Genomic DNA, 26192 nt, shown 5'->3' with positions numbered 1-26192 from the left:
TATTGAAGCGGACTAGCATCCGGGTATCCGAACACAGGAGCCCATGATGCCTTCCTCCCCTTCCCGCCAGGGTTATCTGGCAGCCGCCGGCGCCGTCGCCATCTGGACCGGCTTCAACATCGTCTCCCGCCTGGCGGGCAAAAGCGCGCTGGCCGGCACCGACATCCTGGCGCTGCGCGTCGGCACTGCCGCGCTGATCCTGCTGGCCTACGGCGGCCTGCCGCGCGGCGCCGTCCGCGACCCCAGGCAGTGGCTGCTCGCCCTGCTGGGCGGCCTCGGCGTCAGCGTTTTCGCCTATTGCGGCTTCAAATACGCGCCGGCGGCGCACGGCGGCTTGCTGCTGCCCGGCCTGCAGCCATTCCTGTCGGCGGCGTTCGCCTGGCTGCTGGCCGGCGAGGCTGTGCAGCGGCACAAGCTGCCGGGCTACGCGCTGATCGCGCTGGGCCTGGCGATCAGCGCGGCGCCGATGTTCGGCGACGCCGGCGGCCATACCCTGCCCGGCGACGTGCTATTGCTGCTGTCCTCGCTCTGCTGGGCCAGCTTCGGCGTGCTGGCGCGGCGCTGGGGCTTCCAGCCCTGGCCGCTGACGCGCGCCATCACCATCCTGGCGGCGCTGATCTACCTGCCGATCTACGCGCTGCTCCTGCCCAAGCACCTGGCCGAGGCCTCCTGGGGCATGCTGGCCTTCCAGGCGCTGTACCAGGGCGCGGGCGCCGCCATCGGCGCCATGCTGCTGTATCTGCGCGCCAGCGCCATCCTAGGCACGGTGCGCGTCAGCGCCTTGTTCGCGCTGATTCCCCTGCTGGCCGGCCTGCTGGCGGTGCCCATCCTGGGCGAGCCGCTGACCGGCTACCTGGCCGCCGGCCTGGTCTGCGTCAGCCTGGGGGCCTGGCTGGCGACGCGCCAGGGCGGCGCGCCGGCACCGGCCGCCAATCTGCCGGCACCGGCGGGGCGGGCAGGATAGCCGACGATGGGGAAGCGCTGCCGCCGGCCCCCCCTAGCCGGCATCGCCGCGCAGCAGCGCCAGCAAGGCCTCGCCGTCCAGCCGGGCGCTGATGTCGGCGCCGGCCAGCAGGCTGTCGGCCAAGGCCCGTTTGTCGCGGTGCAATTCGACGATTTTCTCTTCGATGGTGCCGGCCGCCACCAGCCGGTACACCGTCACCGGCCGCCGCTGGCCCATCCGGTAGGCGCGGTCGGACGCCTGGTCCTCCACCGCCGGGTTCCACCACGGATCCAGATGAATCACGTAATCGGCGGCCGTCAGGTTGAGGCCGGTGCCGCCGGCTTTCAGGCTGATCAGGAACAGATCGCCGTCGCCGGCCTGGAAGGCGTCCATGCTGGCCTTGCGCTGCTTGGTCGGCGTGCTGCCATCCAGATAATGGAAGCGGACGCCTTGCTGCCGCAGGTGCTCGGCCGCCAGCGCCAGATGATCGACGAACTGGCTGAACACCAGCGCCTTGTGGCCGTTGTCCAGCAGTTCCTCGCAAATGTCGGCGAAGGCCGCCAGCTTGCTGGCCGGCAGCGCGCTGTCCGGCTGTACCAGCTTGGGATGGCAGCAGAAGCGCCGCAGCCGGGTCAGCTCGGCCAGCGCCTGCATGGGCTGGCCGCCGGCTGCGGGATCAGCCTCGGCCACGCGGGCCAAGGCCTCCTGCCGCATCGCCTCGTAGACGTGGCGCTCCGGCTCGGACAACTCGATCAGCCGCGTGGTCTCGGTCTTCGGCGGCAGCTCGGTCAGCACCTCGCGCTTGGTGCGGCGCAAGAGATAGGGCTGGATCAACGCCTTCAGCTGCGCGCGGGCGGCCTCGTCGCCGTCGGCGATCGGCTGGGCGTAGCGCTGCTCGAACTGCGCCAGGTTGCCGAGCAAACCCGGCGCGATGAAGCGGAACAGGCTCCACAACTCGCCCAGGTGGTTTTCCACCGGCGTGCCGCTGGCTGCCAGGCGGAAATCGGCGCGCAGGCTTTGCGCCACCTGGGCGCGCTGGCTTTGCGGGTTCTTGATCGCCTGCGCCTCGTCCAGCACCACCGACGCCCAATGCACGTCGCCAAACGCCTCGGCCTCGCGCTGCAGCAGGCCATAGCTGACCACCACCAGGTCGCCCGGCCCGATATCGTCCAATCGCCGTTGTTGATGATAGGCGCGCAAACGCAGGCTGGGCGCGAAACGGGCGGTCTCGGCCAGCCAGTTCAGCGCCACCGAGGTCGGCGCCACCGCCAGCTGCGGACCCAGATGGGCGCGGGTCAGCAGCAGCGACAGCGTCTGCACCGTCTTGCCCAGGCCCATGTCGTCGGCCAGGCACGCCCCCATGCCCCAATGCGCCAGCCTAGCCATCCAGGCAAAGCCTTGCAGCTGGTAAGGCCGCAGCGTGGCGTTCAGCGTCGCCGGGACCTGGGGATCGAAAACAGCCGCCTCGCGCCAGCGCGCCGCCTGTCGCTGCCAGCCGTCGTCGCCGTCGAACTGCCCAGCCTCCTCGCCCAGCGCCTGCAAGCGCGGCCCGGCCAGCGGGCTGATCGCCAAACCGTCCGGCCCGGCGTGGTCCACCATCCGCGCCAGCTCGCCCAAGCGTTCGCCCAGACTGCCGGACAAGGCCAGCCAGTCGCCGTCGGACAGCTGCAGATACTTGCCCTTTTGGTTGGCCAGCGCCGCCAGCAGGTGGCGCAGCGTCAGGATGCGGCCATCATCCAGCTCCAGTTCGCCGTCTGCCTGCAGCCAGCCGCCGCGCCGCTTCACTTTCAGCTTGAGCTGCGGCATGCCGTCGGCGGCGGCCAGGCGGATTTTGTCGCCGTGCGGCCACAGGCAGGCGACGCGCTCCTCGCCGGCCGCCTGCAACTGCGCCAGCAAGGACAAGGCCGAGTGCTGGTCTGAAAACAGCCAGCCGTCGCCGTCGCGCTGGCCGCGGCCTATCGCCGGGCAGGCCTCGCGCAGCGCGCGCAGCCGGGCAGCCTCGTCGGCCAGATCGCGGATGAACTGCCTGTATTCGCCGTCGACGTCCAGCACCAGCCCGGCCGCGCCGCGGCCCGGCGCGCTCCAGGCGGCCGCCGGATGCGGCTTGACCTTCAGCTGCAGCCGCAAGCCTTCCGGTTGCCGGGTCAACAAGGCGTATAACGTGGCATCGGCCGCCTCGCTCGGCAGCGCCGCGTCGAATTGCGGGCTGGCGTCCACCAAGGGCAAGCCGGGCGCGACGTCGCGTATCGCCTCCAGCACCCGCTGCCGCGCCTGCCACGGCACGGTCAGGCCGTGGCCGACCAGATCGGCCAGCGCCTTCAACTCATCGGTCAATTGGTAGACCAGCAGCCGCTCCGGCTGCGGCCGCCGCCACAACACGCCGCCACAGCCGGCCAGGCCTTCCGGCAGCAGCTTCAGCCGCAACTCCGCGCCGACACGCTCCATCTGCAGCGCCGGCTGGCCGGCTTCGACGCGGATGCGCCGCGCCGGCGCGTCGGCGTCGAACAACAGCGGATGGTCGACCAAGGCCGGCAGCAAGGGCGCGGCGTCGATCAGGCCGGCATCGCCGTCATGCGCCTGCCACAGCGCCAGCAACGGTTTCAGCAAGGGCAGATCGTGCGGACGCACCGCCGCCGCCTCGTCCCGCAGCAGGCCGGCCAGCGCGCAGGCGCGGCCGCGGCTCCAGCCGTCGGGGCCGGCGCTTTGCAGCAGTGGTTGCAGCTGGACGCCGGAGTCGGCCAGGCGCAGCCGCCAGATCAGCCGGGTGGAGGATTGCGCTTCAGTCATCGCTCATCGGGAAAAGGAAAGTCGCGCCGATGTTGCCGGATTCGGCCCGCGCTGCAAAGCCGAATGCGAAAACGGCGGCCTAAGCCGCCGTTTCCTATCGCACTCAGGAGCGCTTACTGCTGCGCCGCCGGCTCGCGGTCGCAACCGCCGGGCTGGGTGGCCTCGTTGCGCAGCCGCTGGTACTGCTTGCCGTCCCAGCGCCACAGCGATTCGCAGAAGCCGTTGCCGGACAGGCGGATGTCGTTGCGCGGATTGTCGTCCGGGCTGTTCGGACCGTCGGTCACCACCACCACCTTGGTGGCCGGCACGCCCAGGCTGACGCGCAGATGGCCGTCGTCGTCGCGATCGAAAGTCCAGATGCTCTGGCCGGTCGCGCCGGAGGTGCAGCTGTCGCCGCCGCGGATCCAGATCTCGTTGTGGTCCTCGTCATGCGTCTTGCCATAGGAGCCGCTCAGGCGGAACGGCGTCCGGCACTGCTCGGTGACAAAGCCCCAGGTGTCCTGGTCCTTGACCACATAGGTCGCGCCCAGCGCGGCCAGCACGTCCTTCAGATCGGCGTCGGACAGCTTGTTGCCGTCGTCGAACAAGGCGGCGTTGGCGTCGGCCGGCGGCTGCGTGGCCGCCGCGCTCTCATCGCCGCTGTCATCGTTCTGCGCGGAAGTGTCATTGCCGGCGTCGGACCAGCTCTGCCAGCGCTGGCGGCAGTCGTCATCGGCGCACTGATACAGGCCGGTCTTGTCGTCGAAGACGAAACGGTAGCGTTGCTTGTCGCCGCCGACGCTCAGTTGCAAGGGATAATAGCCGTCGCCGGATCCGGCTTCGACGCGGTAGTCGAAACGCTGCTCGGCATCGCTCGGCAGCTTGCCGAACAGCTCGCCGCCGATATTCTCGATCTGATCCTTGCGCGCGGCCAACAGCAGCGGCTCGCCGCGCCGGCTCGTCATGCCCTCCAGCAACCAGCCCATGTCGCCCTTGCCATTCAACTGCAGCAGCCGGACATCGGACGGCGCCTTGCGGGCGTCGTCGATGAAGGACACCATCCGGGTGCTGGCGATCAGTTCATGGCTGTCGCCATTGGCGATGGCCGCGCCCAGCGCGCTCCAGAGATCGAGGCCGCCGGTCTCGGTTTGCACAGTGTGGCCGTCGGCGCCGGCCAGCAGATACAGGCGCGGGCCGGCGGCGCTGTCGACGCGGTCCAGCTGCACGGGCTTCATGCAGTAGTCGGCGTCGCTGTCGTTATTGGCCCAGCAATGCTGTTTGCCGTCGTAGGCGTCATGGCCGTACAGCTTGTCCATCAGTTCGGCGGCCAGCCGGCGATTCTGCTCGCTGCCCAGGTCCAGCCGCTCGGCGCGGCCATTGCTCTGATGCAGCACGCGGTAGGCGGCGAATATCAGGCCCAGCAGCAGCACGCCGACGATCGCCAGCGCGATCCAGTGTTTCTTGTTGAATTTCACGGAATATCCTTGGAAAATCTTTGGCCAGCGCGGCCGCAGGCTTGCGGCCGTCTGTTCTTACTCGCCGCCGCAGCCGCCGGGCTGGGTGGCGATGTTCTTCAGATGCGCGTACTGGCTGCCATCCCAGCGCCACACCGCTTCGCAGAAGCCGTTGCCGGACAGGCGCAGGTCGTAGCGGCCGTTGTTGAGGTCGCCGGTCACCACGGTCTTGCTGGCCGGCACGCCCAGGTTGGCGCGCAGGTGGCCGTCTTCGCCGCGGATGAACAGCCACACGCTCTGGCCGGTGGTGCCGGAGGTGCAGGCGCTGCCGCCTTCCAGCCACAGTTCGTTGTGGCTGTCCTTTTCGTCGCTCGGGTAGGAAGCGCTCAGCTTGAACGGCTGCCGGCATTGCTCGGTGACGAAGCCCCAGTTGTCCTGGTCCTTGACCACATAGCTCGCGCCCAGCGCCGCCAGCACGTCCTTCAGGTCGGCGTCGGACAGCTTGTTGCCGTCGTCGAACAAGGCGGCGTTGGCGTCGGCCGGCGGCTGCGCCGGCTGCTCGCCGTCATCGTCGTCGGCCGCCGGCTCCTGATATGCCGGAATGCCCTGTTGCTTGCGGCAGGCCTGGTCGGCGCAAACGTAATGCCACGCTTTGTGGTCAAAGACGAAACGGAAGCTGGCCGCCGTCTTGTCCTTGTCCTGTTTCACCGTCAGCAACAGCGGGTAGACCTTGGCATCGGCCTTGGACGCGTCCGGCCGGTAGTCGAAGCTCAGCTCCTCCGACATGCCTTCGCTCTTGCCGAACAAGTCGCCGCTGATCTCCACCACCTTCTTGCCCTTGGGCGCGAACAGCTGCGGGAAACTGGCGGAAATTCCCTGATGCATGTCGCCGCCCTCGGCGAACCAGGCCATATAGCCGGTCGCCGACAAGGGCAGCAGCTTCACCTCGCTGGGCGCGCTGGCGAATCCGTTGGCAAAGGGCAATTCCCGGTCGCCGGCGATCAATTCCTGAGTCTTGGCATTGATCACGAAAGCGCCGACCAAGGCCTGCGAGTCGGCATGGCTGGCATCCGGGAAGCTGCCGCCGGCGAACAGATAGAGCCGCTCCTCGCCTTCTGCCTGCACACGGTCCAAGGCCAACGGCTTCATGCAGTAGGCGACGGTTTCTTCTCCGCCATTGCCGGCGTCGATGTTCCAGCAGCCCTGCTTGCCATCGCGCGCGTCCCGGCCATACATCTTGTCCATGATGTCGTCGGCCAGTTGCTTTCCGGGCTCCCCATCCAGCGCCAGCCGCTCCACCTGCACCGCCTGGTGCGCTTTCCAATATTTCCAGCCGCCGAAGCCGACTGCGATCAGCAATAGCGCGCCGCCTGCCAGCAACGCGAGTTTTTTCTTGTTTCCCATAATGGTCTTAACCCGGATGGCTTGATGCCAATTGAAAAAATACTCGTCAGTAAATTTGACTTGTCATTCTATCAGGCCAAGTGAGGGGCGTGGCTTGACTGGCGAACGGACAGGGCAGGCAGGACGGCTGGAAAACGAAACGGCGGCCCGCGCCGCCGTTCCGCTAGAGATCGGCGCCGTCGCAGCCGCCGCTCTGGGTGGGAATGTTCAACAGATGGACGAAGGCCTTGCCGTTCCAGCGCCACAGCCGGTCGCAGAAACCGGCCGAGCCGACGCGCAGGTCATGCACGCCCGCCGACACGTCGCGGGTGCGGCGCACATCGGCGGCCGGCATGCCCAGATTGGCGCGCAGGCGGCCATCGTCGCCGCGGACAAACACCCAGACCGACGCGCCGGCCGCGCCCGAAGTGCAACCGTCGCCGCCGCGCACCCACAGCTGCTCCTGGCCGCCGTCGCGCTCGAAATGGGCGTCCAGCGGATAGGGCGCGTCGCAGCCGTTCTGGCCGACGAAGCCGGCCGCGCCGTCCTCGGCGACGTAGCGCATGCCCAATTGGCCCAGCACGTCTCGCAGATCGGCGTCGGACAACTTGCGGCCGCGGCCGAACAGCGCTTCGTTGGCGTCGGCCGCCGGCGCTTGCTGGGCGTTTGCCACCCGCTCCGGCCGCGTCGGCAGACCGGCGCGCACCCGGCAGTCGACATCGGCGCAAACATATTCCCAGCGGCGGCGGTCGAAACGGAAATCGAAACTGGCCAACTGCTTGTCCTTGCCGTCGCGGACGACCAGCGACAGCGGGTAGACCCGGCCGCCGCGCTGGGCGCTGTCCAGCTGGTAGGCGAACTTCAGCCCGGCGACGGCATCGGCGTCGCGGCCGAATACCTCGCCGCCTATCGCCACCACCTCGTCGCCCCTGGGCGCGTAAAACTGCGGAAACTCCTCGACGCCGGCGCGGCCGGCCGCGAACCAGCCCATATAACCGTCTCCGGACAATTGCAGCAACTGCACCTGCTCCGGGCCGGCGGCCTTCTGGTTGAGAAAATCCAGCTCCCGGCTGCCGGCGATCGGCGCCAGGGTATCGGCGTCGGCGACGAAAGCGCCGACCATGCCGCCGCGCTCCTCGTCGCGCGCGCCATCCTTGCCGCCGCCGGCGAACAGGTACAGCCGGCGCTCGCGGCCGATCGCGGCGCTGTCCAGCGCCAGCGGGCGCAGGCAGTAGTCGCCGCCGTCCTCGCGCAGGTAATGCCAGCAATCCCGCCGCGCGTCATGCTGCTCGCTGCCGTAGGCCCGGTTCATCAGGCTGGCCGCCAGTTCGCGCCCGGGCGCGGCCGCCAATGCCAGCCTTTCCACTTTGATCTGGTCGCCGCCCCTCAGCAGCCAGCCGACGGCCAGGGTCGCGGCCGCCAGCGCGCACGCGCCCGCGGCCAGGCGCAGCCTGGTCTTCCTTTCCATCCACATCCCCCTTGAACCACAATGTCCCGCAGGCCTGATCGGCCGGTATCGTTTTTGCAATGCACGGGAATTTTACCAATTCGGCCGGATTTCTTCAGCGCAATAAAAAAGGGAGCCTGGGCTCCCTTGTCCGCCGCCGCTGCCGCGTCAGATGCGCGCGAAGGCGCGGCCGGCTGCGGCGATGGTCTGCTCTATCATCTCGTCGCTGTGGGCGATGGAGACGAAGCCGGCCTCGTAGGCCGACGGCGCGAAGTAGATGCCCTCATCCAGCATCGCGTGGAAGAAGCGCTTGAAGGCCTCGATGTCGCAGCGGGTGGCTTCGGCGTGCGACTTCGGCGCCGCGGCGCTGAAGTAAAAGCCGAACATGCCGCCGACGCTGTCGCTGGACAGCGTGACGCCCGCCTGCCGCGCCGCTTCGGCCAGGCCCTGCGCCAGCCGCGCGCTGCGCCGGCCCAGGGTGTCGTGGAAGCCGGGCTGCTGGATCAGCTTCAGCGTGGCGAGGCCGGCGGCCACCGACAGCGGATTGCCGGACAGCGTGCCGGCCTGGTAAACGGTGCCCAGGGGCGCGATCTTGCCCATGATGTCGGCGCGGCCGCCGAAAGCCGCCAGCGGCATGCCGCCGCCCACCACCTTGCCCAGCGTGGTGAGGTCGGGCTTGACGCCGTGCAGGCTCTGCGCGCAGCCCAGCGCCACGCGGAAGCCGGTCATCACCTCGTCGTAGATCAGCACCGCGCCGTGCCGCTCGGTCAGGCTGCGCAGCGTTTTGACGAACTCGGCCGACGGCTGGATCAGGTTCATATTGCCGGCGATCGGCTCCAGGATCACGCAGGCGATCTTGTCGCCGATCTCGGCGAAGGTGCGCGACAGCTGCTCGACATCGTTGTACTGCAGCACCAGCGTGTGTTGGGTGAAATCGGCCGGCACGCCGCCCGACGACGGGTTGCCGAAGGTCAAGAGGCCGGAGCCGGCCTTCACCAGCAGGCTGTCCGAATGGCCGTGGTAGCAGCCCTCGAACTTGACGATCAGGTCGCGGCCGGTGAAGCCGCGCGCCAGGCGGATGGCGGTCATCGTCGCCTCGGTGCCGGACGACACCAGCCGCACCTGCTCGATCGACGGCAGTAGCTTGCAGATTTCCTCGGCGATCACCACTTCGCCCTCGGTCGGCGCGCCGAAGGACAAGCCGCCGACAGCGGCGTCCTGCACCGCCTTCACCACCTCCGGATGGGCGTGGCCGACGATGGCCGGGCCCCAGGAGCCGACGTAATCCAGATACTGTTTGCCGTCGGCATCCCAGAAATAGGCGCCTTCGGCGCGGGCGACGAAGCGCGGCGTGCCGCCGACCTGGCCAAAGGCGCGCACCGGCGAGTTGACGCCGCCGGGGATCACTTTCTTGCCACGTTCGAACAGTTCCAGATTGCGGGACATGGATTTTCCTTGTCTGGCGGCGTCAGCCGCGAAATGAGAGGGCGCGGCGGCGCAGATGGGGCCGTCGTGATGCCGCCATTTTACCCGAGTGGCGGTCTCGATGGGTGGCGTGTGGATAAGATTGGAAAAGCGGGATTGCTGTGGATAAGTGAGGCATCCCTAATCCTGCGGGGCGTCAAAGAAGAGCGGTCCCGCGGGCGCAGGGACGGAATGGATCGGCTCCGGAACAAGCGCCTTTGCGGCGAAGGGGGGCGGAGGTGGACGAATGCCGCCGCCAGCCGATGGCGATTCAGGAAGCGATGCCGCTAGAGCCGCGGCCGGGAAAACGGTAAAGTCGGGCCCGCACTGGATACTTTGGAGTTTGGCATGGCCAAGTTGGCTCGTTGGGGTCTGTTTTCGCTGTTTGGCATCTATGCCTTGATCTCCCCGCTTTATTTTCGTCAGGTCTTTCATCTGACCGATCTCGGGGCGATGTCGGTGCTGATGCTGGCGCGGGAGCTGTTTTTGTACCTGCTCGGTTCTTTGAGCTTGCTGATCGCGATATGGCAAAGCCGCTCAAGCCATGCGCGGGGCAAGTTCTGCTATCTGGCAGCCGCTTTGCTGCTAGGGGTGACGGCGATCATGATAGGGCTGTCTTATTATCGGGCGATATATATGCTGGGAGGATGCTCGATTGCCGTGATGGGCTTTGGGCTGAGCCTGGCGCATCGACCGGAGCATGCGCCGGCCTAGTCTTGCATGCGGGCAGCCGACGCCGCGTCAGCGGCGGCTGCCCGTTCCCGCGCTACCAGCGCGTGTAGGGCTGCTTGGACAGATAGGCGTTGGTGTAGCGGCCGTCATGGGTGACTTCCTCGCCCACCCACGCCGGCTTGGCGAACGGCGTGTCCTCGCTAGGCAGCTCGATCTCGGCCAGCACCAGGCCGGCGTTGTCGCCGAAGAATTCGTCCACTTCCCAGACGAAGCCGCCGTGCTCGATGCGGTGGCGCAGCTTGTCCACCACCATCGGGCACATCGCCGCCATGATGGTCTGGGCGTCGGCCAGCGGAATCGGGTATTCGAACTCATGGCGGCTGACATCGCTGATATTGCCTTTCAGCGTCAGCCAGGCTTGCTGGCCCACCACGCGCACGCGCACGGTGCGCTCCTTCTCCACCGACAGATAGCCCTGGCGGTACTGCACCGCCGGCGCCAGGCCGCGCCAGGCGTCGCCGCTCACCACGAAGCGGCGTTCGATTTCCAGTCCCATTCATTCATTCCTTTGTTTTGGCCGGCGCAGCCGGCGGGCAAGCCGCCTGCGGCTCCAGGTAAAAAGTGAGGCTGCTGCGCTGCGGCTCCACGCCGGGCGCATGGCCATAGGGGTAGACCAGCAGCGGCAAGCCGCCCAGCAGCTGGCGGCCGCCCTCCAGCGCCAGCTGGCTGTCCAGCTGTTGCGCGCCGGCCTCGTCGCGCCAGCTCAGCCGGAAGCTGAGCAGCGGGTGCGGATGGTTGCGCAGCGCCTGCAGCCGGCCGCTCACCTCCAGCGCCGCGCCGTCGCGCTGCTGATCGGCGCCGAAGCCGCCGTCGGCGGCCAGGCACAGCGGCAGTTGCCGCACGACTTCGCCGTCGCGCTCCACGCTCAGCAGCAGCGCCGGCGGCAAAGCGGCCGCGGCGGCGGCCTGAACCAGCCAGCCGGCCAGCAACGGCCCGGCAAACCATGCGCGCCTCATCGCAACGCTCCCATCAGAACGGCTTGACCACCACCAGGATCACCACCGCCAGCAACACCAGCACCGGCAGCTCGTTGAACACGCGGAACCAGACATGGCTCTTGCGGTTGCTGTGGGTGAGGAAGTCGCGGCCCAGCTTGGCGCAATAGCCGTGATACGCCGCCAGCACGCCCACCAGCGCCATCTTGGCGTGCAGCCAACCGCCGCCGATGCCGAAATCCAGCCACAGCGCGAGGCCGGTGCCCACCGCCAGCACCGCCAGCGGCGTCATGAAGCGGAACAGCTTGCGCGCCATCTGCAGCAGGCGGTCGTATTCCGCCGGCTGCTGCGCCATCGCCAGGTTGACGAAGATGCGCGGCAGGTAGAACAGCCCGGCGAACCAGGACACCACGAAAAAGATATGGAAGGCTTTCAGATACAGATAACTCATGGGGTTTCCTTGTGGAGGCGGACGGGCGCGCGGCCCGCCGCCTCATTGCCAGGCCAGGCGCTGGCTTTTGGGCAGCTTGCTCAGCGCCAGTTCGCGCGAGCGGGCGATGCCCGCGCGGATGTCGTCCGGCGACAGCGCCTCGGTGGACAACACCTGGATCCAGCGCGCCCGCGCCAGGTAAGGCGCCGGCCGCGCGCCGGGCAGGCCGGACAGCGTCAGGAAGTCGTCGTCGGCCACCTTGTAGCTCAGGCCGTCGCCGCCGCAGGCCAGGAACATCTTGCCGCCGATCGACACCACCCGCACGCCGCCCCATTTGACGTCGAAAACGGCGCCGGGCAGCCCGCGGGCGTAGCCCAGCATGTCGTCGAGGAAGGCGGCGGACAGGACCATCGCTCAGCCCTTTTTCGGCGCGGCCAGGTACAGCGGCCATACCTGCGGGATGTGGGCCTGCAGGTCGCGGATGCGGGTGGGGCCGGACGGGTGGGTGGACAGAAACTCCATGCCGCCGCCGTTGCCGGCCGCCTGCATCTTCTGCCACACGTTCACCGCCGCGTTGGGGTCGTAGCCGGCGCGCGCCATCAGTTCCAGCCCCATGATGTCGGCCTCGGACTCCATGGTGCGGCTATGCGGCTTGCTCAGCGTCACGTCGGTCACCAGCGAAGCCAGTTTCAGCTGGTCGGCGCTGAAGCCGGCCAGCGCGCCCACCAGCGACAGGCCGGCCTGCTGCGCGTATTCCTGGCTCATGCTCTCGCGGGTGTGCTCGCGCAGCGCGTGCGAGATCTCATGGCCGATCACCGCCGCCAGCTCGGCGTCGGTCAGCTTCAGCTGGCTGACCAGGCCGGAGTAGACCATGATCTTGCCGCCGGCCATCGCGTAGGCGTTCATGTCGTCGGTAGCGAGCACGTTCACCTCCCAGGGCCAGCCCCGGGCGTCGGCGCGGAAGGCCGGCGTCTGCGCGATCAGCCGCTGCGACACGCGCCGCACCCGCGCGGTCAGCGCGGCGTTGGTGTTGAGCCGGCCGGCGGCGCGCGCCTCGCCCAGCTGCTGCGCGTACGCCTTGGCCGACATCTGCGCCACTTCCTGGCTGGACAGCAGCATGCTCTGGCTGCGGCTGACGCCGACCGCGCCGCCGCCGGTGGTGCTGACCTGGGCGCAAGCCGCCAACAGCGCCGCCAGCGCGGCGCCGGACAGCCATCGTTTCCATTGCGTGGACATCGCGGTCAGATCTCCACCATCTGGAAATCGTCCTTGCGCGCGTCGCAATCGGGACAGGTCCAGTTGGGCGGCAGGTCTTCCCAGCGGGTGCCGGGCGGGATGCCGTCTTCCGGCCGGCCGGCTTCCTCGTCGTAGATGAAACCGCAGATCAGACACATCCAAGTACGCATCGCTTCGCCCTCGTGTTCGGATAAAATGAACATTCTAAATCGTGCCACCGCAATAAAACAAAAGAGGTTAGCCCTTGACCACTCCTCCCTCCCCTCCCGTGGTACTGACCCTGGCCGGTTCCGACCCCTCCGGCGGCGCCGGCATCCAGGCCGACATCCTGACGCTGGCCAGCCTGGGCTGCCATCCGCTGTCGGTGATCACCGCCATCACGGTGCAGGACACCGTCGGCGTCAACGACCTGATGGTGCTGGACGCGGACTGGGTCAACGACCAGGCCCGCTTCCTGATGGAAGACATGCCGGTGGCCGCGTTCAAGATCGGCATGCTGGGCAGCGTGGAAAACGTCGCCGTGGTGGCGCAGCTGCTAGCCGACTACCCCGACATCCCGGTGGTGCTGGACCCGGTGCTGGCCAGCGGCGGCGGCCACGAACTGGCCGACGAGGACTTGATAGGCGCGATGCGCGACATACTGATTCCGCAGGTGTCGATCCTGACGCCCAACAGCCTGGAGGCCCGCCGGCTGGCCAGCAACGACCCGGACGACGACGAAGAACTGACGCTGGACCAGTGCGCCGAGCGCATCCTGGCGCTGGGCTGCCCCTATCTGTTGATAACCGGTACCCACGAAAATACCAAGGAAGTCGTCAACAGCCTGTACAGCCCGGACGGCGTGGTGCGCGCCGACCACTGGGAGCGGCTGCCCGGCAGCTATCACGGCTCCGGCTGCACGCTGGCGTCCGCCATCGCCGGCATGCTGGCCACCGGCCTGCTGCTGCCGGAAGCGGTGCGCGAGGCGCAGGAATACACCTACCAGACCCTGCTCAACGGCTTCCGCCCCGGCATGGGCCAATTCCTGCCCGACCGCATGTTCTGGGCGCGCGGCGACGACGAGGACGGCGATGGCAAACCGGATTGAGGGGCTGTACGCGGTCACGCCCGACGGCTGCGACAGCGAAAGGCTGCTGGAACTGGCGGCGGCGGCGCTGGAGGGCGGCGCGCGGGTGCTGCAATACCGCGACAAGAGCCGCGACCCGGCGCGCCGGCTGTGGCAGGCCAATCTGCTGGCCAGCCTGTGCCGCGGCCGCGGCGCCGCCTTCATCGTCAACGACGACATCGAACTGGCGCTGGCGACCGGGGCGGACGGCATCCACCTGGGCCGCGACGACGGCGACATCGCCGCCGCGCGCGCGCGGCTGGGGCCGGCGGCCATCATAGGCGCGTCCTGCTACGACCAGTTGGAGCTGGCGCGGCGGGCGGCGGCGGCCGGCGCCAGCTACGTCGCCTTCGGCGCGGTGTTTCCGTCGCAGACCAAGCCCGGCGCGGCGGCCGCGCCGCTGTCGCTGTTCGCCGAGGCGGCCGCGCTGCGGCTGCCGCGGGTGGCGATAGGCGGCATCACCGCCGCCAACGCCGGCCAGGCCATCCAGGCCGGCGCCGACGCCATCGCGGTGATAGGCGGCCTGTTCGACCAGCTGGACCCGGCCGCGGCGGCGCGGGAGCTGGCGGCGATGTTCCCGCAACCGGCGTAAGCCCGCGGCTTGGCGCCGTCCGCCCTTGCGGCCGCCGCATCCCGAAATGCTAAAATCGCCGCTTTACGCAAAACAAAGGCATGCCGCCCCGCGCCGCGCATGCCGAAGCAGAAAGCGCGATGTTGATGAAAACCGTGATGATGCCGCTGCTGGCGGCAACCCTGTTGAGCGCCTGCGGGAAGCGCCCGTTCTCGGCAACGCGCCTCCGGCCCGCTCGAAATCCTTTCCGGTGAAGATCGAGTCCAAATCCGCATTCACTTCCCGGAAAAAGCTGAATTTCGGCCCGCTGACCCTGTATCGGGTCAGGGACGCGCGCGGCGCGATCAATCTGGTCGTATCCGGCAATCCGGGCTACAGCGTCGGCCAATGCGTGACCTTGTGGCGTTCCGTCTCGGGCGCGCAGTGGGAGATGTACCATGACTACAGCAACGCCTACCCCAGGTTGACCCGGGCCAATGGCGATTGCTCGGCGTTGAAGATTGAGCCCAGCGGCAACGAGCGCTATTACTACACCCAGTACGACTGGAACTGGAATCAGATCGAGACCTTCATCCGCGACATCCAGCTGGGCAGGACCGAGGCCGAGCTCCTGTCGGAGCTGGGCGCGCCAGATGCCAGCTACGTCAACGGCAAAACCACTTACCTGAGCTACACCCGCGCCTCGACATCCGTCTACGGCGACGTGCAAAACGGCTCCGGCGGCTTCAGCAGCCGGCAGAACTTCTGCAAACGCACGTTCATGGTGCAGGCCGGGATCATCGTCAATTACACGCTGGAAGGCAACGACTGCCGCCTGAAATGACCGCAGCGCCTACAGCAGGCTGATATCCGCCAGCCGGTAGGTGGCGCCGCGGTCTTCCTGGCAGAACACCCGCGCCTGGATTCGGACCGCGCGGCCCTTGAAGCGGGCCATGCCCGGCTGGCTCAGCGCCAGGCTGGACAGGCGCTGGCCGCCGCAAGCCGCGCCGTCGTCGAAGCGCAGCGGCCGCGCCAGCTTCAGGTGATAAGCCTGGAAAAACGTGCCCTCGGCCTTGCTGCCGGTGTGCAGCGGCCCGACCACGGTGCCGCTGAGAATGATGGGAGCGGCGGCGTCGCCGGCCGGGTGGACAGGCTGGCCGGCGCCATGGCCGGCCAGGCTGAAAGCCAGCAGGACGCCGGCCAGCAAGGTACTGCGCAACTTACACATCCCGATGATTCTTCTTCAGTCCGTTGTTTTTGTCTGACTTGGCCCGCCATTTCAGCAGCCGGCATCCTGTCCGACAATCGGGGAAATCCCGACTGTGGCGCCAGGCAAACAAAACCCCCGCGCGAGGCGGGGGCGGATCAGGGAAACCGACGGCGCGGCGGCTCAGGCGTTGGCCTTGCGGTACAGCTGGATCAGCCGGCTGGTGGAGCTGTCGTGCGCCGCCAGCGGCAGCTTGCCGGTCAGCTCGCCGTGAATGGTCTTGGCCAGCTGCTTGCCCAGCTCCACGCCCCATTGGTCGAAGCTGTTGATGTGCCAGATCACGCCCTGGACGAAGATCTTGTGCTCGTACAGCGCGATCAATGAACCCAGGTTGCGCGGGTCCAGCCGGCTCATCAGCAGGGTGTTGGTCGGGCGGTTGCCGTCGAACACCTTGTGCGGCACCAATTCGTCCAGCGCCTCGCCCTTCAGGCCCTGCTCGGCCAGTTCGGCGCGCGCCTCGTCGGCGGTCTTGCCGCGCATGAAGGCCTCGGCCTGGGCGAACACGTTGGCCAGCAGGATCTCGTGGTGGCCCGGCAGGCTGGAACGGTTTTCCAGCGAGGCGATCAGGTCGATCGGCGAAATGTGGGTGCCCTGGTGCAACAGCTGGAAGAAGGCGTGCTGGCCGTTGATGCCGGTTTCGCCCCAGATGATCGGCGCGGTCTCGAAATTGACCGGCTGGCCGTCCAGCATGGTCTTCTTGCCGTTGGACTCCATGTCCAGCTGCTGGATGAAGGCCGGCAGCCGGTGCAGGTACTGGTCGTACGGCGCGATTACGTGCGAGCCGCCGCCGTAGTAGTTGATGTACCAGACGCCTATCATCGCCAGCAGCACCGGCATGTTCTGCTCGAACGGCGCGTTCTTGAAATGCTGGTCCATGATGTGGGCGCCGTTGAGGAGCTCGGTGAAGTTCTCCTCGCCCAGGTACAGCATGATGGGCAGGCCGATGGCCGACCACAGGCTGTAGCGGCCGCCCACCCAGTCCCAGAATTCGAACATATTGGCCGGGTCGATGCCGAAGTCGGCCACCGCCTTCTGGTTGGTGGACACCGCGACGAAGTGCTTGGCCACCGCCTTTTCGTCGCGCGCGCGCGCCACGAACCACTCGCGCGCGGTCAGCGCGTTGGTCAGCGTCTCCTGGGTGGTGAAGGTCTTGGACTCCACCACGAACAGCGTGGTCTCCGGATGCACCTTCTTCAGCGTTTCCTTCAGCTGCGCGCCGTCGACGTTGGAGACGAAGTGCATGTTCAGCCGCGGATGGCCGAAGGGCTTCAGCGCGCTACAGACCATCAGCGGGCCGAGGTCGGAGCCGCCGATGCCGATGTTGACGATGTCGGTGATCGGCTGATTGGTGTAGCCCAGCCAGTCGCCGGAGCGCACCGCGTGGGAAAACCGGCCCATCCGCTCCAGCACCGAGTTCACCTTCGGCATCACGTCCTCGCCGTCGACCAGGATCGGCGAGTTGGTGCGGTTGCGCAGCGCCGCGTGCAGGACCGCGCGGTTCTCGGTGCGGTTGATCTTCTCGCCCTTGAACATCGCCTTGATCTTGGCCGGCAGGCCGGCTTCGCGCGCCAGCTGCATCAGGCCCAGCAAGGTGGCGTCGGTGATGCGGTTCTTGGAATAGTCGAGGAACAGGCCGCCCACTTCCAGCGAATAGCGCTCGGCCCGCTCCGGATCGGCGGCGAACAGCTCGCGCATGTGCAGGTGCCTGGCCTCGGCGAAATGGTCCCACAGGGCCTGCCAGGCCGGCAGTTCGGTCAGTTCACTCATGACGTATGTCCTATTCCGGTTGTCTATTGTCCAGCCTGCGGTTCTTCAGGCTGTGCTTGGTCTTTTCCAGCTGGCGGATCAGGCCCGGGCCGCGGCGCAGCGCCACGCTCACCGCCAGGATGTCGATCTGCACCAGGTGCACGATGCGCGAGATCATCGGGCTATAGGTTTCATTGTCTTCCAGCGTGTCGGCGATCAAGGACACCGTGGCGCGGCGCGCCAACGGCGAGCCGCTGGTGGTCAGCGCGATCACCTTGGCGCCGGCGGCGATGGCCACGTCCACCGCTTCCAAGAGCTCCATGGTGCGGCCGGAGCTGGAAATGGCCACCAGCACATCCTCCGGCCCCAGCACCGACGCCGCCATCATCTGGATGTGGGTGTCGGAATAGGCGACGGTGGGAATGCCGAAGCGGAAGAATTTGTGCTGGGCGTCGGCGGCGATGATGCCGGAGTTGCCCAGGCCGTAGAATTCGATGCGGTTGGCGTCGGTCAGCAGCCGCACCGCGGCTTCTATCGCCTGCGGATTGACGTCGTTGCGGCACTTGAGCAGCGCCGACACGGTGTTGTCGAACACCTTGGCGACGATTTCCGAGGTCGGGTCCTCCGGACGCACGCTGGAGTGGACGTAGGGCACGCCGGTCACCAGGCTGCCGGCCAGCTTCAGCTTGAAGTCGGGCAGGCCGGAGCAACCGACGGTGCGGCAGAAACGGATCACGGTGGGCTGGCTGACGCCGGCGTTGCGCGCGATGTCGGCCACCGCGGCCTGGATCACGGTGTAGGGTTGTTCCAGCACCAGCTCGGCCACCTTGCGCTCGGCCGAAGACAGCGTCTCCAGTTGGCCTCGGATGCGATCAAGCATGCATGTCTCCTGCAAAGCCGCCTCGAGGAGGGGTGGAGGCATCCACCGGGGCATGGTCGCTGCGCGACGCCAGATGGGCCGCCAGATGGGCGGCCACGCCCGGCAGGGCCGGGTAGGCGCTGGTAATCAGATAAACCGGGATGGCGGCGAGATAGGCCGACATCCGTCCCTTGTCCTCGAAACGGCGGCGAAATGGGGATTGTTCAAAAAAACCGCTCAGACGCGGCACAATACCACCACCTATATATACCCCGCCATGGGCACCGAGGGTCAAGGCCAGGTTTCCGGCCGCCGAACCGAGGATGCCGCAGAAGATTTCCAGCGCTTCGCGGCAGCGCAGGCAGCGCGCCGACAAGCCCAGCGCGCTGATTTCGGCCGCGCCGCGCGGCTCGGCGCTTTCGCCGTCGCGCGCGCTCAGCGCCTGGTATAGCAATTCCAGGCCGGGGCCGGACAGCAGCCGCTCATAGGAGACATGGCCGAAGCGCGCGGCGGCGTAGCGCCAGATGCCGGCTTCGCGCTCGTCGGCCGGCGCGAACGAGGCGTGGCCGCCTTCGCCGGACAGCGCGCGCCAGCCGCCGGCATGCGGCACCAGCGCCGACATGCCGAGGCCGGTGCCGGGGCCGATCAGCGCCAGCGGCGCGTCGGCGCGGGCCGCGCCGACGCCTATCTGCTCCAGCTCGGCGCGCGGCAGCCCGGGCAGGGCCAGCGCCAGCGCGGTGAAATCGTTGAGCAGCAGCAAGGTGGCGAAGCCCAGCGCCTGGCGGGTGGCCTCGATCGAAAACGCCCAGTGGCAGTTGGTCATCGCCACCCAGTCGCCGTTCAGCGGATTGGCGATGGCGATGGCGGCGTGGGCGACGCGGCGCGCGCCCACCTGGGCCAGATAGCTTTTCAGCGCGTCTTCCAGCGTCGGGTACTGCGCGTTGGCCAGCACCAGGATGTCTTCTATCACCCCGGGGCCGGTTTCCAGCGCGAAGCGGGCGTTGCTGCCGCCGATGTCGGCCAGCAGCCGCGGCCAGGCTTCAGGCAGACCAGTAGACATCGAGCGGCGCCTTGTCCTGGGCCAGGAAATGGCTGATCGGCAGCGCGTCGTCGCGGCCGCGGGCGGCGGCTTCCAGCACCTCGCGCTTTTTCGCGCCCTGGATCGACAGGATCAGGCAGCCGGCCTGCAGCAGCGCGGCGTAGCTCATCGACACGCGGCGGTGCGGCGCGGCCGGCGGCGTCACCGCCAGCAGCGGGCGGCTGCCTGCCGGGTCGAGGCCGGCGGCCAGTTCGGCGGCGGCGGGGAACAGCGAGGCGGTGTGGCCGTCCTCGCCCATGCCCAGCACCGCGACGTCGGGCGCGATGAATTCATGGCAATCGGCCGCCACTTCGGCGTCGATGTCGGCGGCGGCGCGCACCAGCGGCAAGAAGCGCGCCGGCGCGGCGCGGTTTCGCAGCAGGTGTTGCCGCACCAGGCCGGCGTTGCTGTCCGGGTGGTCCGGCGCGACGAAGCGTTCGTCCACCAGGGTGACGGTGACGCGCGACCAGTCTATCGCCATTTCGCTGAGCAGCTGGAAAAACGGGATCGGCGACTTGCCGCCGGACACCGCCAGCACCGCCTGGCCGCGGCTGGCTATCGCGGCGGACAGCCGCGAAGCCACGCTGTTGGCCAGCGCGTCGGTTTGCTGCGCGGCGTCGGGGAATTCCAACCAGTTCATACGCGTACCTCGGTTGTGGCTTGCCAGGGCGGAAAACGGCTATGCGGATTTTCCGTCCTGGCGGTGTTTTCGTAAGGCGGAAGCCCGCCATGCGGGCGCTCCGCCATGTTCGGCGATGAAGATGAAAAAAGCGGAACGCCCCCTTTGGGGGCTTCCGCCCTGCCTTAACACTCCTCGTGCCAGCCTATGCCGTCGCGCGACAGCAGCGCGCTGGAGGCCGCCGGGCCCCAGCTGCCGGCGGTGTACTGCTTGGGCGGGGCGTTGTTGCTGCGGCTCCAGGTATCCATGATCGGCTCCACCCAGCGCCAGGCTTCGATCAGCTCGTCGCGGCGCATGAACAGCGCCAGCTTGCCGCGGATCACGTCCAGCAGCAGGCGCTCGTAGGCGTCGGCGCGGCGCACCTTGAAGGCCTTGTAGAAGTCCAGGTCCAGGTAGGCCGGCTGCAGGCGCATGGTGTCGCCGGGCTCCTTGGCCAGGAAGTACAGGCGGATGCTTTCCTCCGGCTGCAGGCGGATCACCAGCCGGTTGGCGGTGTGGCTGCCGCCCATCGGGCCGGTGAACAGCTGGTGCGGCACGTCGCGGAAATTGATGACGATTTCGGCCAGCCGCTCCTGCATCCGCTTGCCGGTGCGCAGGAAGAAGGGCACGCCGGCCCAGCGCCAGTTGTCGATCTCGGCCTTGAGGGCGACGAAGGTTTCAGTCTGGCTGCCGGCCGGGATGCCGTTCTCGTCCTGGTAGCCGACCACCGGCTGGCCGCCGATGGCGCCGGCCTTGTACTGGCCGCGCACGGTTTTGGCGGCGACGTCCTGCTCGCTGAACGGCCGCAGCGCCTTCAGCACCTTCAGCTTCTCGTCGCGCACCGCGTCGGCTTCCATATTGGCCGGCGGCTCCATCGCCACGATGCACAGCAGCTGCAGCAGGTGGTTTTGCACCATGTCGCGCAGCGCGCCGGTGCCGTCGTAGAAATCGCCGCGGCTGCCCACCCCCAGCTCCTCGGAGATGGTGATCTGCACGTCGTGTATCCATTCGCGGCGCCACAGCGGCTCGAACAGCGCGTTGGCGAAGCGGATCGCCATCAGGTTCTGCACCGACTCCTTGCCCAGGTAGTGGTCGATCCGGTACAGCTGCTCTTCCTTGAAGAAGCGCGCGACATCGTCGTTGATCTCGTTGGACGACTCCAGATCGGTGCCCAGCGGCTTTTCCAGCACCACCCGCACATTGGGGCGGTTCAACCCCACCGCCGCCAAGTTGTCGCAAATGCCGGCGAACAGATTGGGCGCGGTGGCCAGGTAACAGACCACCACCTTGCCGCTGTCGTCGCCGACTTTTTCCGCCAGCGCCGGAAAGTCGGCCGCCTGCGAGGCGTCCACCTTCAGGTAGTCGATGCGGGCGCAGAAGCTTTGCCAGGCGGCGTCATCGAAGTGGCTCTTGATGTGGATGCGGGATTGTTTCTCGACGGAAGCCAGGTAGTCGTCGCGGCTCAGGTCCTTGCGGCCCAGCGCCAGGATGCGGCCCTGCTCGTTGAGCAGGCCGGCGGCGTGCGCCTGGTACAGCGAGGGCAGCAGCTTGCGCATCACCAGATCGCCGGCGCCGCCGAACAGCACCATGTCGAAGGCCGGGGTAGGGGTAGAACGGGTCTCCATCCTGATCTTCCATCTCGAAGTGTATTAGATGTAGTTATATTACCATTCGATACCGCGCTGTCTATGCCGGAACCCCGCAAGTGGCCGCTTTTGCAACACCTTTTGCCCTGGCTCAACAATCGGGAAATTCCGCTGGAAATCTCAAGCGGGAAAGCGGATAGTCACGCTAGGCCGCCGTCGGCGGCGCGTAGCGCGCCTTGCATTTTGCGTGTAGTAAAACTACCATCTGCTTCAATTCATCACGGAACGTCATCATGGCCTTGCATCCCACCCTGTCCGCCGTTACCGACCGCATCGTCCAGCGCAGCCAAGCGCGCCGCAGCGCCTATCTCGCGCGCGCGCGCGCCGCCGCCCAGCAGGGCCGGGTGGAGCGGGCCCATTTGTCGTGCACCAATCTGGCCCACGCCTTCGCGGCGATGCCGGACAATATGAAAATCCATCTGAAGGAAGAGCACCGCCCCAATCTGGCGATTGTGTCTTCCTACAACGACATGCTGTCGGCCCACCAGCCGCTGCAGGCCTTCCCGGCCTGGCTGAAAGAAGCCGCGCTGGCGGCCGGCGCCACCGCCCAATTCGCCGGCGGCGTGCCGGCGATGTGCGACGGCGTCACCCAGGGCCAGGCCGGCATGGAGCTGTCGCTGTTCAGCCGCGACGTCATCGCCATGAGCACCGCGGTGGCGCTGAGCCACCAGATGTTCGACGCCGCGCTCTACCTGGGCGTGTGCGACAAGATCGTGCCCGGCCTGATGATAGGCGCGCTGACCTTCGGCCACCTGCCGGCGCTGTTCGTCCCGGCCGGTCCGATGACCACCGGCATCGCCAACGACGACAAGGCCAAGGTGCGCCAGCTGTACGCCGAGGGCAAGGTGGGCCGCGACGCGCTGCTGGAATCGGAGTGCCAGTCCTACCATGGCCCCGGCACCTGTACCTTCTACGGCACCGCCAACTCCAACCAGATGCTGATGGAGATCATGGGCCTGCACCTGCCGGGCGCCGCCTTCGTCAACCCTAACACCGCGCTGCGCGAGGCGCTGACCCGCGCCGCCGCCGTCCAGGCCGCCAAGATCGCCGCCCAGGGCGAGCAGTTCACCCCGGTGGGCGAGATGATCGATGAGAAATCCATCGTCAACGCCATCGTCGGCCTGCTGGCCACCGGCGGCTCCACCAACCACACCATGCACATCGTCGCCATCGCCCGCGCCGCCGGCATCGACATCAACTGGGACGATTTCGACGAACTGTCGGCCGTCATCCCGCTGCTGGTGCGCGCCTACCCCAACGGCAAGGCCGACGTGAACCACTTCCACGCCGCCGGCGGCATGGGCTTCGTGATCCGCGAACTGCTGGCCGCCGGCCTGCTGCACGAAGACGTGGGCACGGTGATGGGCCGCGGCCTGTCGCATTACACCCGTGAGCCGTGGCTGGACAACGGCGAGCTGAAATGGCGCGACGCGCCGGCGGTAAGCGGCGACGACAGCGTGCTGCGCCCGGCTTCCAACCCGTTCTCCGCCGACGGCGGCCTGAAGCTGATGGCCGGCAATATCGGCCGCGCGGTGATCAAGGTGTCGGCGGTGAAGCCGGAACACCGCGTGGTGGAAGCGCCGGCGGTAGTGTTCCACGACCAGAACGACATGCTGGCGGCGTTCAAGCGCGGCGAGCTGGAAAAAGACTTCGTCGCGGTGATCCGCTTCCAGGGCCCGCGCGCCAACGGCATGCCGGAGCTGCACAAGCTGACCCCGGCGCTGACCATCCTGCAGGAGCGCGGCTTCAAGGTGGCGCTGGTGACCGACGGCCGCATGTCCGGCGCGTCCGGCAAGGTGCCGGCCGCCATCCACGTGTCGCCGGAAGCGCTATCCGGCGGCGCCATCGGCAAGGTGCGCGACGGCGACCTGATCCGCGTCGACGCGCATACCGGCGAGCTGGCCGCGCTGGTGAACGCCGCCGAATGGGCGGCGCGCGAACAGGTTCAGGCCGATCTGTCGCACAATGAATACGGCATGGGCCGCGAGTTGTTCGCCGGCTTCCGCCACACGGCCGACGAAGCCGAGGCCGGCGCGATGAGCTTCCGCCACCCGGCCTGGAACTGAGCCCGGCCCGCATGATTCAGCAAGGCGGCGCGGACCAAGCGCCGCCCGCCAACAGGAGAAATACATGGATGCTTTGACTGTACTGCGCCAGGGCCCGGTGGTTCCGGTGATCATCGTCAACGACGCCGCGGTGGCGGTGGACCTGGCCCGCGCGCTGGTGGACGGCGGCATCAAGGTGCTGGAAGTGACGCTGCGCACCAAGGCGGCGCTGGCGGCGATGCGCCGCATGCGCGACGAAGTGCCGGAAGCCATCGTCGGCGCCGGCACGCTGCGCAACCGCGCCCAGCTGGAAGCGGCGGTGGACGCCGGCGCGCAGTTCGGCATCAGCCCCGGCTTCTCCGCCGAGCTGGCCTCGGCGGCGCGCGCGTCGCAGCTGACGCTGATCCCCGGCATCGCCACCCCGTCCGAAGCGATGTGGGCGCAAGACGAAGGCTTCAACACGCTGAAGCTGTTCCCGGCCGAGGCGGTGGGCGGCGTCAAGCTGCTGAAGTCGCTGGCCAGCCCCTTCCCGGACCTGCGCTTCTGCCCGACCGGCGGCATCGACATCAAGAAAGCGCCGGAATACCTGGCGCTGCCGAACGTGCTGGCCGTGGGCGGCAGCTGGCTGACGCCGGACGACGCCATCGCCGCCCGCGACTGGGGCCGCATCACCCAGCTGGCGCGCGAAGCGACCCAACTGGCGCGCGGCTAAACCCGCCCCCCTGCCCCATGCGACAGGCCGCCGGAGCACTCCGGCGGCCTGTTTGTCATTGCGCGGCGCTGGCCGGCGCAAGGCTGTGGATAAAGCGGTGGATAACTTCTGGATAGCCTCTGGATAGCCTGTGGGTGGCGCGAAGGGGGCATGGCCACGCCGGTTCGATCTCATCTGCAAGGCGCTTCCCCCCGCAGGGGCGACGCGCCCTAACATCTCACCCCAATGCCTCGGCCATTCTCTTCATGCTCGCGGCCACAATAAGATGATGAAACGGCGTCACCAGCGCCAGATACGTCCTCCCCAAGCCATTATGCGGCCGCACCAGCGTGCTCACATGCAAACGCCCCGGCCGCCACTGCAACACCAGCCGGAAATCCAGATGGCGGTCGTCCTCGCCCAGCACCGCGTCGCGCTCGCCCAGGTACAGCACGCGGAACACGCCCAGTTGCTGGCCGACATGGAAGGGCTCGACCGGCGCCCCGCCAGTGTGGTTGGTTTGGTCAATCTTCAGGCCCAGCGGCGACACCAGCCGGTCGCGCAGCCGCATCAGCGCGCGGGCCCAGGGCGGCATCGCGCGGGAAAAGGCGCGCAACAAGTCGGCGGCGTCGGCCGCCGGCGCATCGGGCGGCAGCGGGACGCTGCAGCAGTCTTGCCAGGGATAGCGGCTGGCGGCGTCGGTTAGCGGCGGAATGGCGGAAAAATCGTGATGGACAGACATGGAGGCCTCCCTGGCTAGAGATGAGCACAGCATGCCGAACCGCGGCGGGGCCGTCTTGAAGCGAAACGACGCGCGTCAGGCGCGCAGGCCGGGTTCGGCGCACATCCGCAGAATAGCCTCTCTGGGCAAGCGGTACAGCCGCAGCGCCGGGTCGTCGCCCAGTCCCTGGACATAGGCCGACGGCGTGCGGCCGGCGAAGCGGACGAAATCGCGGTGCAGATGGGCCTGGTCGGCGTAGCCGGCGGCGGCGGCCACATCGGCCCAGTCGGGCGACGGCGTCCAGCGGGCATGCAGCAATAAGCGGTTCAGCCGCGCCTGCGGCCGGAAAGCGCGCAGACTCTGGCCGGCGCCGGCGCGGAAGCGGCGTTCGAACTGCCGGAGGCTGAGGCCGAAATGCGCGGCCAGCTGATCCGCGCTGCGCCGGGGCCAGTCGGCCGGCAGCGCCAGCGTGGGCGCGCGCTGGCCGTGCCGGCCAGCCAGGCGGCTCAGCAGCGCCTGCGCCGGCGGGAGCCAGTCGTCGCCAACGGCATCGCCAAGCGGCGACAGCCAAGCCGGCGGCAGCAGGCTGTCCAAGGGCAGGTAGGCGTCGAATATCTCGCCGGCGGCGATGCCGAACAAGCGCGGCAATTGGCCAGGCTTGAGCCAGGCCATCAGGATGCGGGCGCCGGGCGAGGCCGCCAGCAGCCTGACGCCGGCGCTGCCGCCCAACAAGCCGGCCGGCGCCAACGCGCCGTGTTTGGCCAAATGGATGTCGCCGCCGGCGATGAACAGCAGCATCGGGTGCAGGGTGGCCGGCAGCAGCAGCGGGCCGCCGGGCAGCGCGATGTCCAGCATGTCGCCCAACAGCGCGGCCAGGCCGGGCGGCGGCGGATGGAGCGCAGGGAGCGGCGGGTGGGTCATGGCGGCCGGCGCGAAATAGACTGGCGTCATTGTGTCGCCATCGCGGCCGGCCGGTCAATCCGCAGGCCGGGCGCAGAAACGCCCCGCATCGCGGGGCGTTTCTCGCCGCGGAGCC

At 68.1% G+C, this 26192-nt stretch carries 26 protein-coding genes; 7 read left to right on the top strand and 19 right to left on the bottom strand.

The genetic code is table 11. The features are described from left to right. The first annotated feature begins 43 nt into the window (after positions 1–43). Complete coding sequence (locus MY55_RS12035) at positions 44–964, top strand: DMT family transporter (RefSeq protein ID WP_052257938.1); 921 nt, start codon at positions 44–46, stop codon at positions 962–964. A gap of 33 nt (positions 965–997) precedes the next feature. On the opposite strand, the gene MY55_RS12030 is transcribed toward MY55_RS12035, so the two are convergent. The 5 genes from MY55_RS12030 to hemL form a co-directional block, all read right to left on the bottom strand. Beyond that, complete coding sequence (locus tag MY55_RS12030; RefSeq protein WP_065202398.1) at positions 998–3730, bottom strand: DEAD/DEAH box helicase; 2733 nt, start codon at positions 3728–3730, stop codon at positions 998–1000. Positions 3731–3843: 113 nt separating this feature from the next. Continuing rightward, positions 3844–5184, bottom strand: a complete 1341-nt coding sequence (locus MY55_RS12025; RefSeq protein ID WP_065202397.1) for a hypothetical protein — start codon at positions 5182–5184, stop codon at positions 3844–3846. A gap of 57 nt (positions 5185–5241) precedes the next feature. After that, positions 5242–6567: a hypothetical protein gene (locus MY55_RS12020; RefSeq protein WP_065202396.1), complete on the bottom strand. Its 1326-nt coding sequence runs from the start codon at positions 6565–6567 to the stop codon at positions 5242–5244. 163 nt (positions 6568–6730) lie between these two features. Next, on the bottom strand, positions 6731–8014 hold the full coding sequence (locus MY55_RS12015; RefSeq protein ID WP_152681575.1) for a hypothetical protein: 1284 nt from the start codon (positions 8012–8014) through the stop codon (positions 6731–6733). Positions 8015–8161: 147 nt separating this feature from the next. Next, the gene (gene hemL / locus MY55_RS12010) at positions 8162–9439 is read right to left on the bottom strand and encodes a glutamate-1-semialdehyde 2,1-aminomutase (protein ID WP_043572937.1); all 1278 of its coding nucleotides are present in this window, start codon (positions 9437–9439) and stop codon (positions 8162–8164) included. 366 nt (positions 9440–9805) lie between these two features. Here hemL and MY55_RS12005 point away from each other — a divergent pair, with 366 nt between their 5' ends. Beyond that, positions 9806–10171 (top strand): hypothetical protein, encoded by a 366-nt coding sequence (locus tag MY55_RS12005; RefSeq protein WP_047257840.1) that lies wholly within the window; start codon positions 9806–9808, stop codon positions 10169–10171. 52 nt (positions 10172–10223) lie between these two features. On the opposite strand, the gene MY55_RS12000 is transcribed toward MY55_RS12005, so the two are convergent. Genes MY55_RS12000 through MY55_RS11975 form a run of 6 tightly spaced genes read right to left on the bottom strand, consistent with a single transcriptional unit; the run spans position 10224 to position 12993 of the window. Continuing rightward, complete coding sequence (locus MY55_RS12000; RefSeq protein WP_043572943.1) at positions 10224–10685, bottom strand: CYTH domain-containing protein; 462 nt, start codon at positions 10683–10685, stop codon at positions 10224–10226. A 4-nt stretch (positions 10686–10689) separates the two neighbouring features. Beyond that, entirely contained in the window at positions 10690–11145 is a 456-nt protein-coding gene (locus MY55_RS11995) for a hypothetical protein (protein WP_146008402.1), read from the bottom strand. 13 nt (positions 11146–11158) lie between these two features. Then, entirely contained in the window at positions 11159–11575 is a 417-nt protein-coding gene (locus MY55_RS11990) for a CopD family protein (protein WP_047236997.1), read from the bottom strand. A gap of 42 nt (positions 11576–11617) precedes the next feature. Next, on the bottom strand, positions 11618–11965 hold the full coding sequence (locus MY55_RS11985; protein WP_043572950.1) for an MmcQ/YjbR family DNA-binding protein: 348 nt from the start codon (positions 11963–11965) through the stop codon (positions 11618–11620). Between the two features lie 3 nt (positions 11966–11968). Further along, positions 11969–12790, bottom strand: a complete 822-nt coding sequence (locus tag MY55_RS11980) for a M48 family metallopeptidase (protein ID WP_047236999.1) — start codon at positions 12788–12790, stop codon at positions 11969–11971. A 5-nt stretch (positions 12791–12795) separates the two neighbouring features. Beyond that, a complete protein-coding gene (locus tag MY55_RS11975; protein ID WP_425266101.1) occupies positions 12796–12993 on the bottom strand; it encodes a rubredoxin in 198 nt (65 codons plus the stop codon). A 41-nt stretch (positions 12994–13034) separates the two neighbouring features. Here MY55_RS11975 and thiD point away from each other — a divergent pair, with 41 nt between their 5' ends. From thiD to MY55_RS11960, 3 genes are all read left to right on the top strand, one after another. After that, positions 13035–13877, top strand: a complete 843-nt coding sequence (gene thiD / locus MY55_RS11970; RefSeq protein ID WP_047237000.1) for a bifunctional hydroxymethylpyrimidine kinase/phosphomethylpyrimidine kinase — start codon at positions 13035–13037, stop codon at positions 13875–13877. Continuing rightward, positions 13861–14487: a thiamine phosphate synthase gene (thiE, locus tag MY55_RS11965; protein WP_043572957.1), complete on the top strand. Its 627-nt coding sequence runs from the start codon at positions 13861–13863 to the stop codon at positions 14485–14487. The genes thiD and thiE overlap by 17 nt, the downstream gene beginning before the upstream one ends. A gap of 229 nt (positions 14488–14716) precedes the next feature. Next, positions 14717–15289 (top strand): hypothetical protein, encoded by a 573-nt coding sequence (locus MY55_RS11960; RefSeq protein WP_047237001.1) that lies wholly within the window; start codon positions 14717–14719, stop codon positions 15287–15289. A gap of 9 nt (positions 15290–15298) precedes the next feature. Here MY55_RS11960 and MY55_RS11955 read toward each other — a convergent pair whose 3' ends face one another. The 6 genes from MY55_RS11955 to zwf form a co-directional block, all read right to left on the bottom strand. Continuing rightward, a complete protein-coding gene (locus tag MY55_RS11955; protein ID WP_047257839.1) occupies positions 15299–15673 on the bottom strand; it encodes a hypothetical protein in 375 nt (124 codons plus the stop codon). A gap of 162 nt (positions 15674–15835) precedes the next feature. Beyond that, positions 15836–17479: a glucose-6-phosphate isomerase gene (gene pgi / locus MY55_RS11950; RefSeq protein ID WP_043572965.1), complete on the bottom strand. Its 1644-nt coding sequence runs from the start codon at positions 17477–17479 to the stop codon at positions 15836–15838. Between the two features lie 10 nt (positions 17480–17489). Continuing rightward, a complete protein-coding gene (gene hexR / locus MY55_RS11945) occupies positions 17490–18338 on the bottom strand; it encodes a transcriptional regulator HexR (RefSeq protein ID WP_043572968.1) in 849 nt (282 codons plus the stop codon). Next, a complete protein-coding gene (locus tag MY55_RS11940) occupies positions 18331–19377 on the bottom strand; it encodes a glucokinase (protein ID WP_065202395.1) in 1047 nt (348 codons plus the stop codon). The genes hexR and MY55_RS11940 overlap by 8 nt, the downstream gene beginning before the upstream one ends. After that, positions 19358–20035, bottom strand: a complete 678-nt coding sequence (gene pgl, locus MY55_RS11935) for a 6-phosphogluconolactonase (protein ID WP_043572973.1) — start codon at positions 20033–20035, stop codon at positions 19358–19360. Before pgl ends, MY55_RS11940 begins: the two co-directional genes overlap by 20 nt. A 164-nt stretch (positions 20036–20199) precedes the next feature. Next, positions 20200–21678 (bottom strand): glucose-6-phosphate dehydrogenase, encoded by a 1479-nt coding sequence (gene zwf, locus MY55_RS11930; RefSeq protein WP_047237002.1) that lies wholly within the window; start codon positions 21676–21678, stop codon positions 20200–20202. 254 nt (positions 21679–21932) lie between these two features. Here zwf and edd point away from each other — a divergent pair, with 254 nt between their 5' ends. After that, positions 21933–23765, top strand: coding sequence for a phosphogluconate dehydratase (gene edd, locus MY55_RS11925; protein WP_047237003.1), 1833 nt, complete (start codon positions 21933–21935; stop codon positions 23763–23765). Between the two features lie 64 nt (positions 23766–23829). Further along, positions 23830–24456, top strand: a complete 627-nt coding sequence (locus MY55_RS11920; RefSeq protein ID WP_043572982.1) for a bifunctional 4-hydroxy-2-oxoglutarate aldolase/2-dehydro-3-deoxy-phosphogluconate aldolase — start codon at positions 23830–23832, stop codon at positions 24454–24456. 217 nt (positions 24457–24673) lie between these two features. Here MY55_RS11920 and MY55_RS11915 read toward each other — a convergent pair whose 3' ends face one another. Together MY55_RS11915 and MY55_RS11910 are read right to left on the bottom strand one after the other, a co-directional pair. Continuing rightward, positions 24674–25177: a DUF2867 domain-containing protein gene (locus MY55_RS11915; RefSeq protein WP_052257940.1), complete on the bottom strand. Its 504-nt coding sequence runs from the start codon at positions 25175–25177 to the stop codon at positions 24674–24676. 75 nt (positions 25178–25252) lie between these two features. Continuing rightward, a complete protein-coding gene (locus tag MY55_RS11910; RefSeq protein WP_052941639.1) occupies positions 25253–26107 on the bottom strand; it encodes a helix-turn-helix domain-containing protein in 855 nt (284 codons plus the stop codon). Positions 26108–26192: the final 85 nt, after the last annotated feature.

This window comes from Chromobacterium subtsugae (genome assembly GCF_001676875.1).
Taxonomy (GTDB): Bacteria; Pseudomonadota; Gammaproteobacteria; order Burkholderiales; family Chromobacteriaceae; genus Chromobacterium; species Chromobacterium subtsugae.
Note: the sequence above shows the minus strand (reverse complement) of the source record. Positions and strands in the feature narration are given on the sequence as shown.

Coding starts and splice junctions, on each gene's coding strand:
- MY55_RS12015 (WP_152681575.1), bottom strand. CDS start 8,014: ATGGAAAGGAAGACCAGGCTGCGCCTGGCCGCGGGCGCGTGCGCGCTG.
- MY55_RS11940 (WP_065202395.1), bottom strand. CDS start 19,377: ATGTCTACTGGTCTGCCTGAAGCCTGGCCGCGGCTGCTGGCCGACATC.
- MY55_RS11975 (WP_425266101.1), bottom strand. CDS start 12,993: ATGTTCATTTTATCCGAACACGAGGGCGAAGCGATGCGTACTTGGATG.
- pgl (WP_043572973.1), bottom strand. CDS start 20,035: ATGAACTGGTTGGAATTCCCCGACGCCGCGCAGCAAACCGACGCGCTG.
- MY55_RS11990 (WP_047236997.1), bottom strand. CDS start 11,575: ATGAGTTATCTGTATCTGAAAGCCTTCCATATCTTTTTCGTGGTGTCC.
- MY55_RS11980 (WP_047236999.1), bottom strand. CDS start 12,790: ATGTCCACGCAATGGAAACGATGGCTGTCCGGCGCCGCGCTGGCGGCG.
- hemL (WP_043572937.1), bottom strand. CDS start 9,439: ATGTCCCGCAATCTGGAACTGTTCGAACGTGGCAAGAAAGTGATCCCC.
- MY55_RS12030 (WP_065202398.1), bottom strand. CDS start 3,730: ATGACTGAAGCGCAATCCTCCACCCGGCTGATCTGGCGGCTGCGCCTG.
- MY55_RS12005 (WP_047257840.1), top strand. CDS start 9,806: ATGGCCAAGTTGGCTCGTTGGGGTCTGTTTTCGCTGTTTGGCATCTAT.
- MY55_RS11915 (WP_052257940.1), bottom strand. CDS start 25,177: ATGTCTGTCCATCACGATTTTTCCGCCATTCCGCCGCTAACCGACGCC.
- zwf (WP_047237002.1), bottom strand. CDS start 21,678: ATGGAGACCCGTTCTACCCCTACCCCGGCCTTCGACATGGTGCTGTTC.
- MY55_RS12000 (WP_043572943.1), bottom strand. CDS start 10,685: ATGGGACTGGAAATCGAACGCCGCTTCGTGGTGAGCGGCGACGCCTGG.
- MY55_RS11955 (WP_047257839.1), bottom strand. CDS start 15,673: ATGTGTAAGTTGCGCAGTACCTTGCTGGCCGGCGTCCTGCTGGCTTTC.
- MY55_RS11910 (WP_052941639.1), bottom strand. CDS start 26,107: ATGACGCCAGTCTATTTCGCGCCGGCCGCCATGACCCACCCGCCGCTC.
- edd (WP_047237003.1), top strand. CDS start 21,933: ATGGCCTTGCATCCCACCCTGTCCGCCGTTACCGACCGCATCGTCCAG.
- MY55_RS11985 (WP_043572950.1), bottom strand. CDS start 11,965: ATGGTCCTGTCCGCCGCCTTCCTCGACGACATGCTGGGCTACGCCCGC.
- MY55_RS11995 (WP_146008402.1), bottom strand. CDS start 11,145: ATGAGGCGCGCATGGTTTGCCGGGCCGTTGCTGGCCGGCTGGCTGGTT.
- hexR (WP_043572968.1), bottom strand. CDS start 18,338: ATGCTTGATCGCATCCGAGGCCAACTGGAGACGCTGTCTTCGGCCGAG.
- thiE (WP_043572957.1), top strand. CDS start 13,861: ATGGCAAACCGGATTGAGGGGCTGTACGCGGTCACGCCCGACGGCTGC.
- MY55_RS12035 (WP_052257938.1), top strand. CDS start 44: ATGATGCCTTCCTCCCCTTCCCGCCAGGGTTATCTGGCAGCCGCCGGC.
- MY55_RS12020 (WP_065202396.1), bottom strand. CDS start 6,567: ATGGGAAACAAGAAAAAACTCGCGTTGCTGGCAGGCGGCGCGCTATTG.
- pgi (WP_043572965.1), bottom strand. CDS start 17,479: ATGAGTGAACTGACCGAACTGCCGGCCTGGCAGGCCCTGTGGGACCAT.
- MY55_RS11920 (WP_043572982.1), top strand. CDS start 23,830: ATGGATGCTTTGACTGTACTGCGCCAGGGCCCGGTGGTTCCGGTGATC.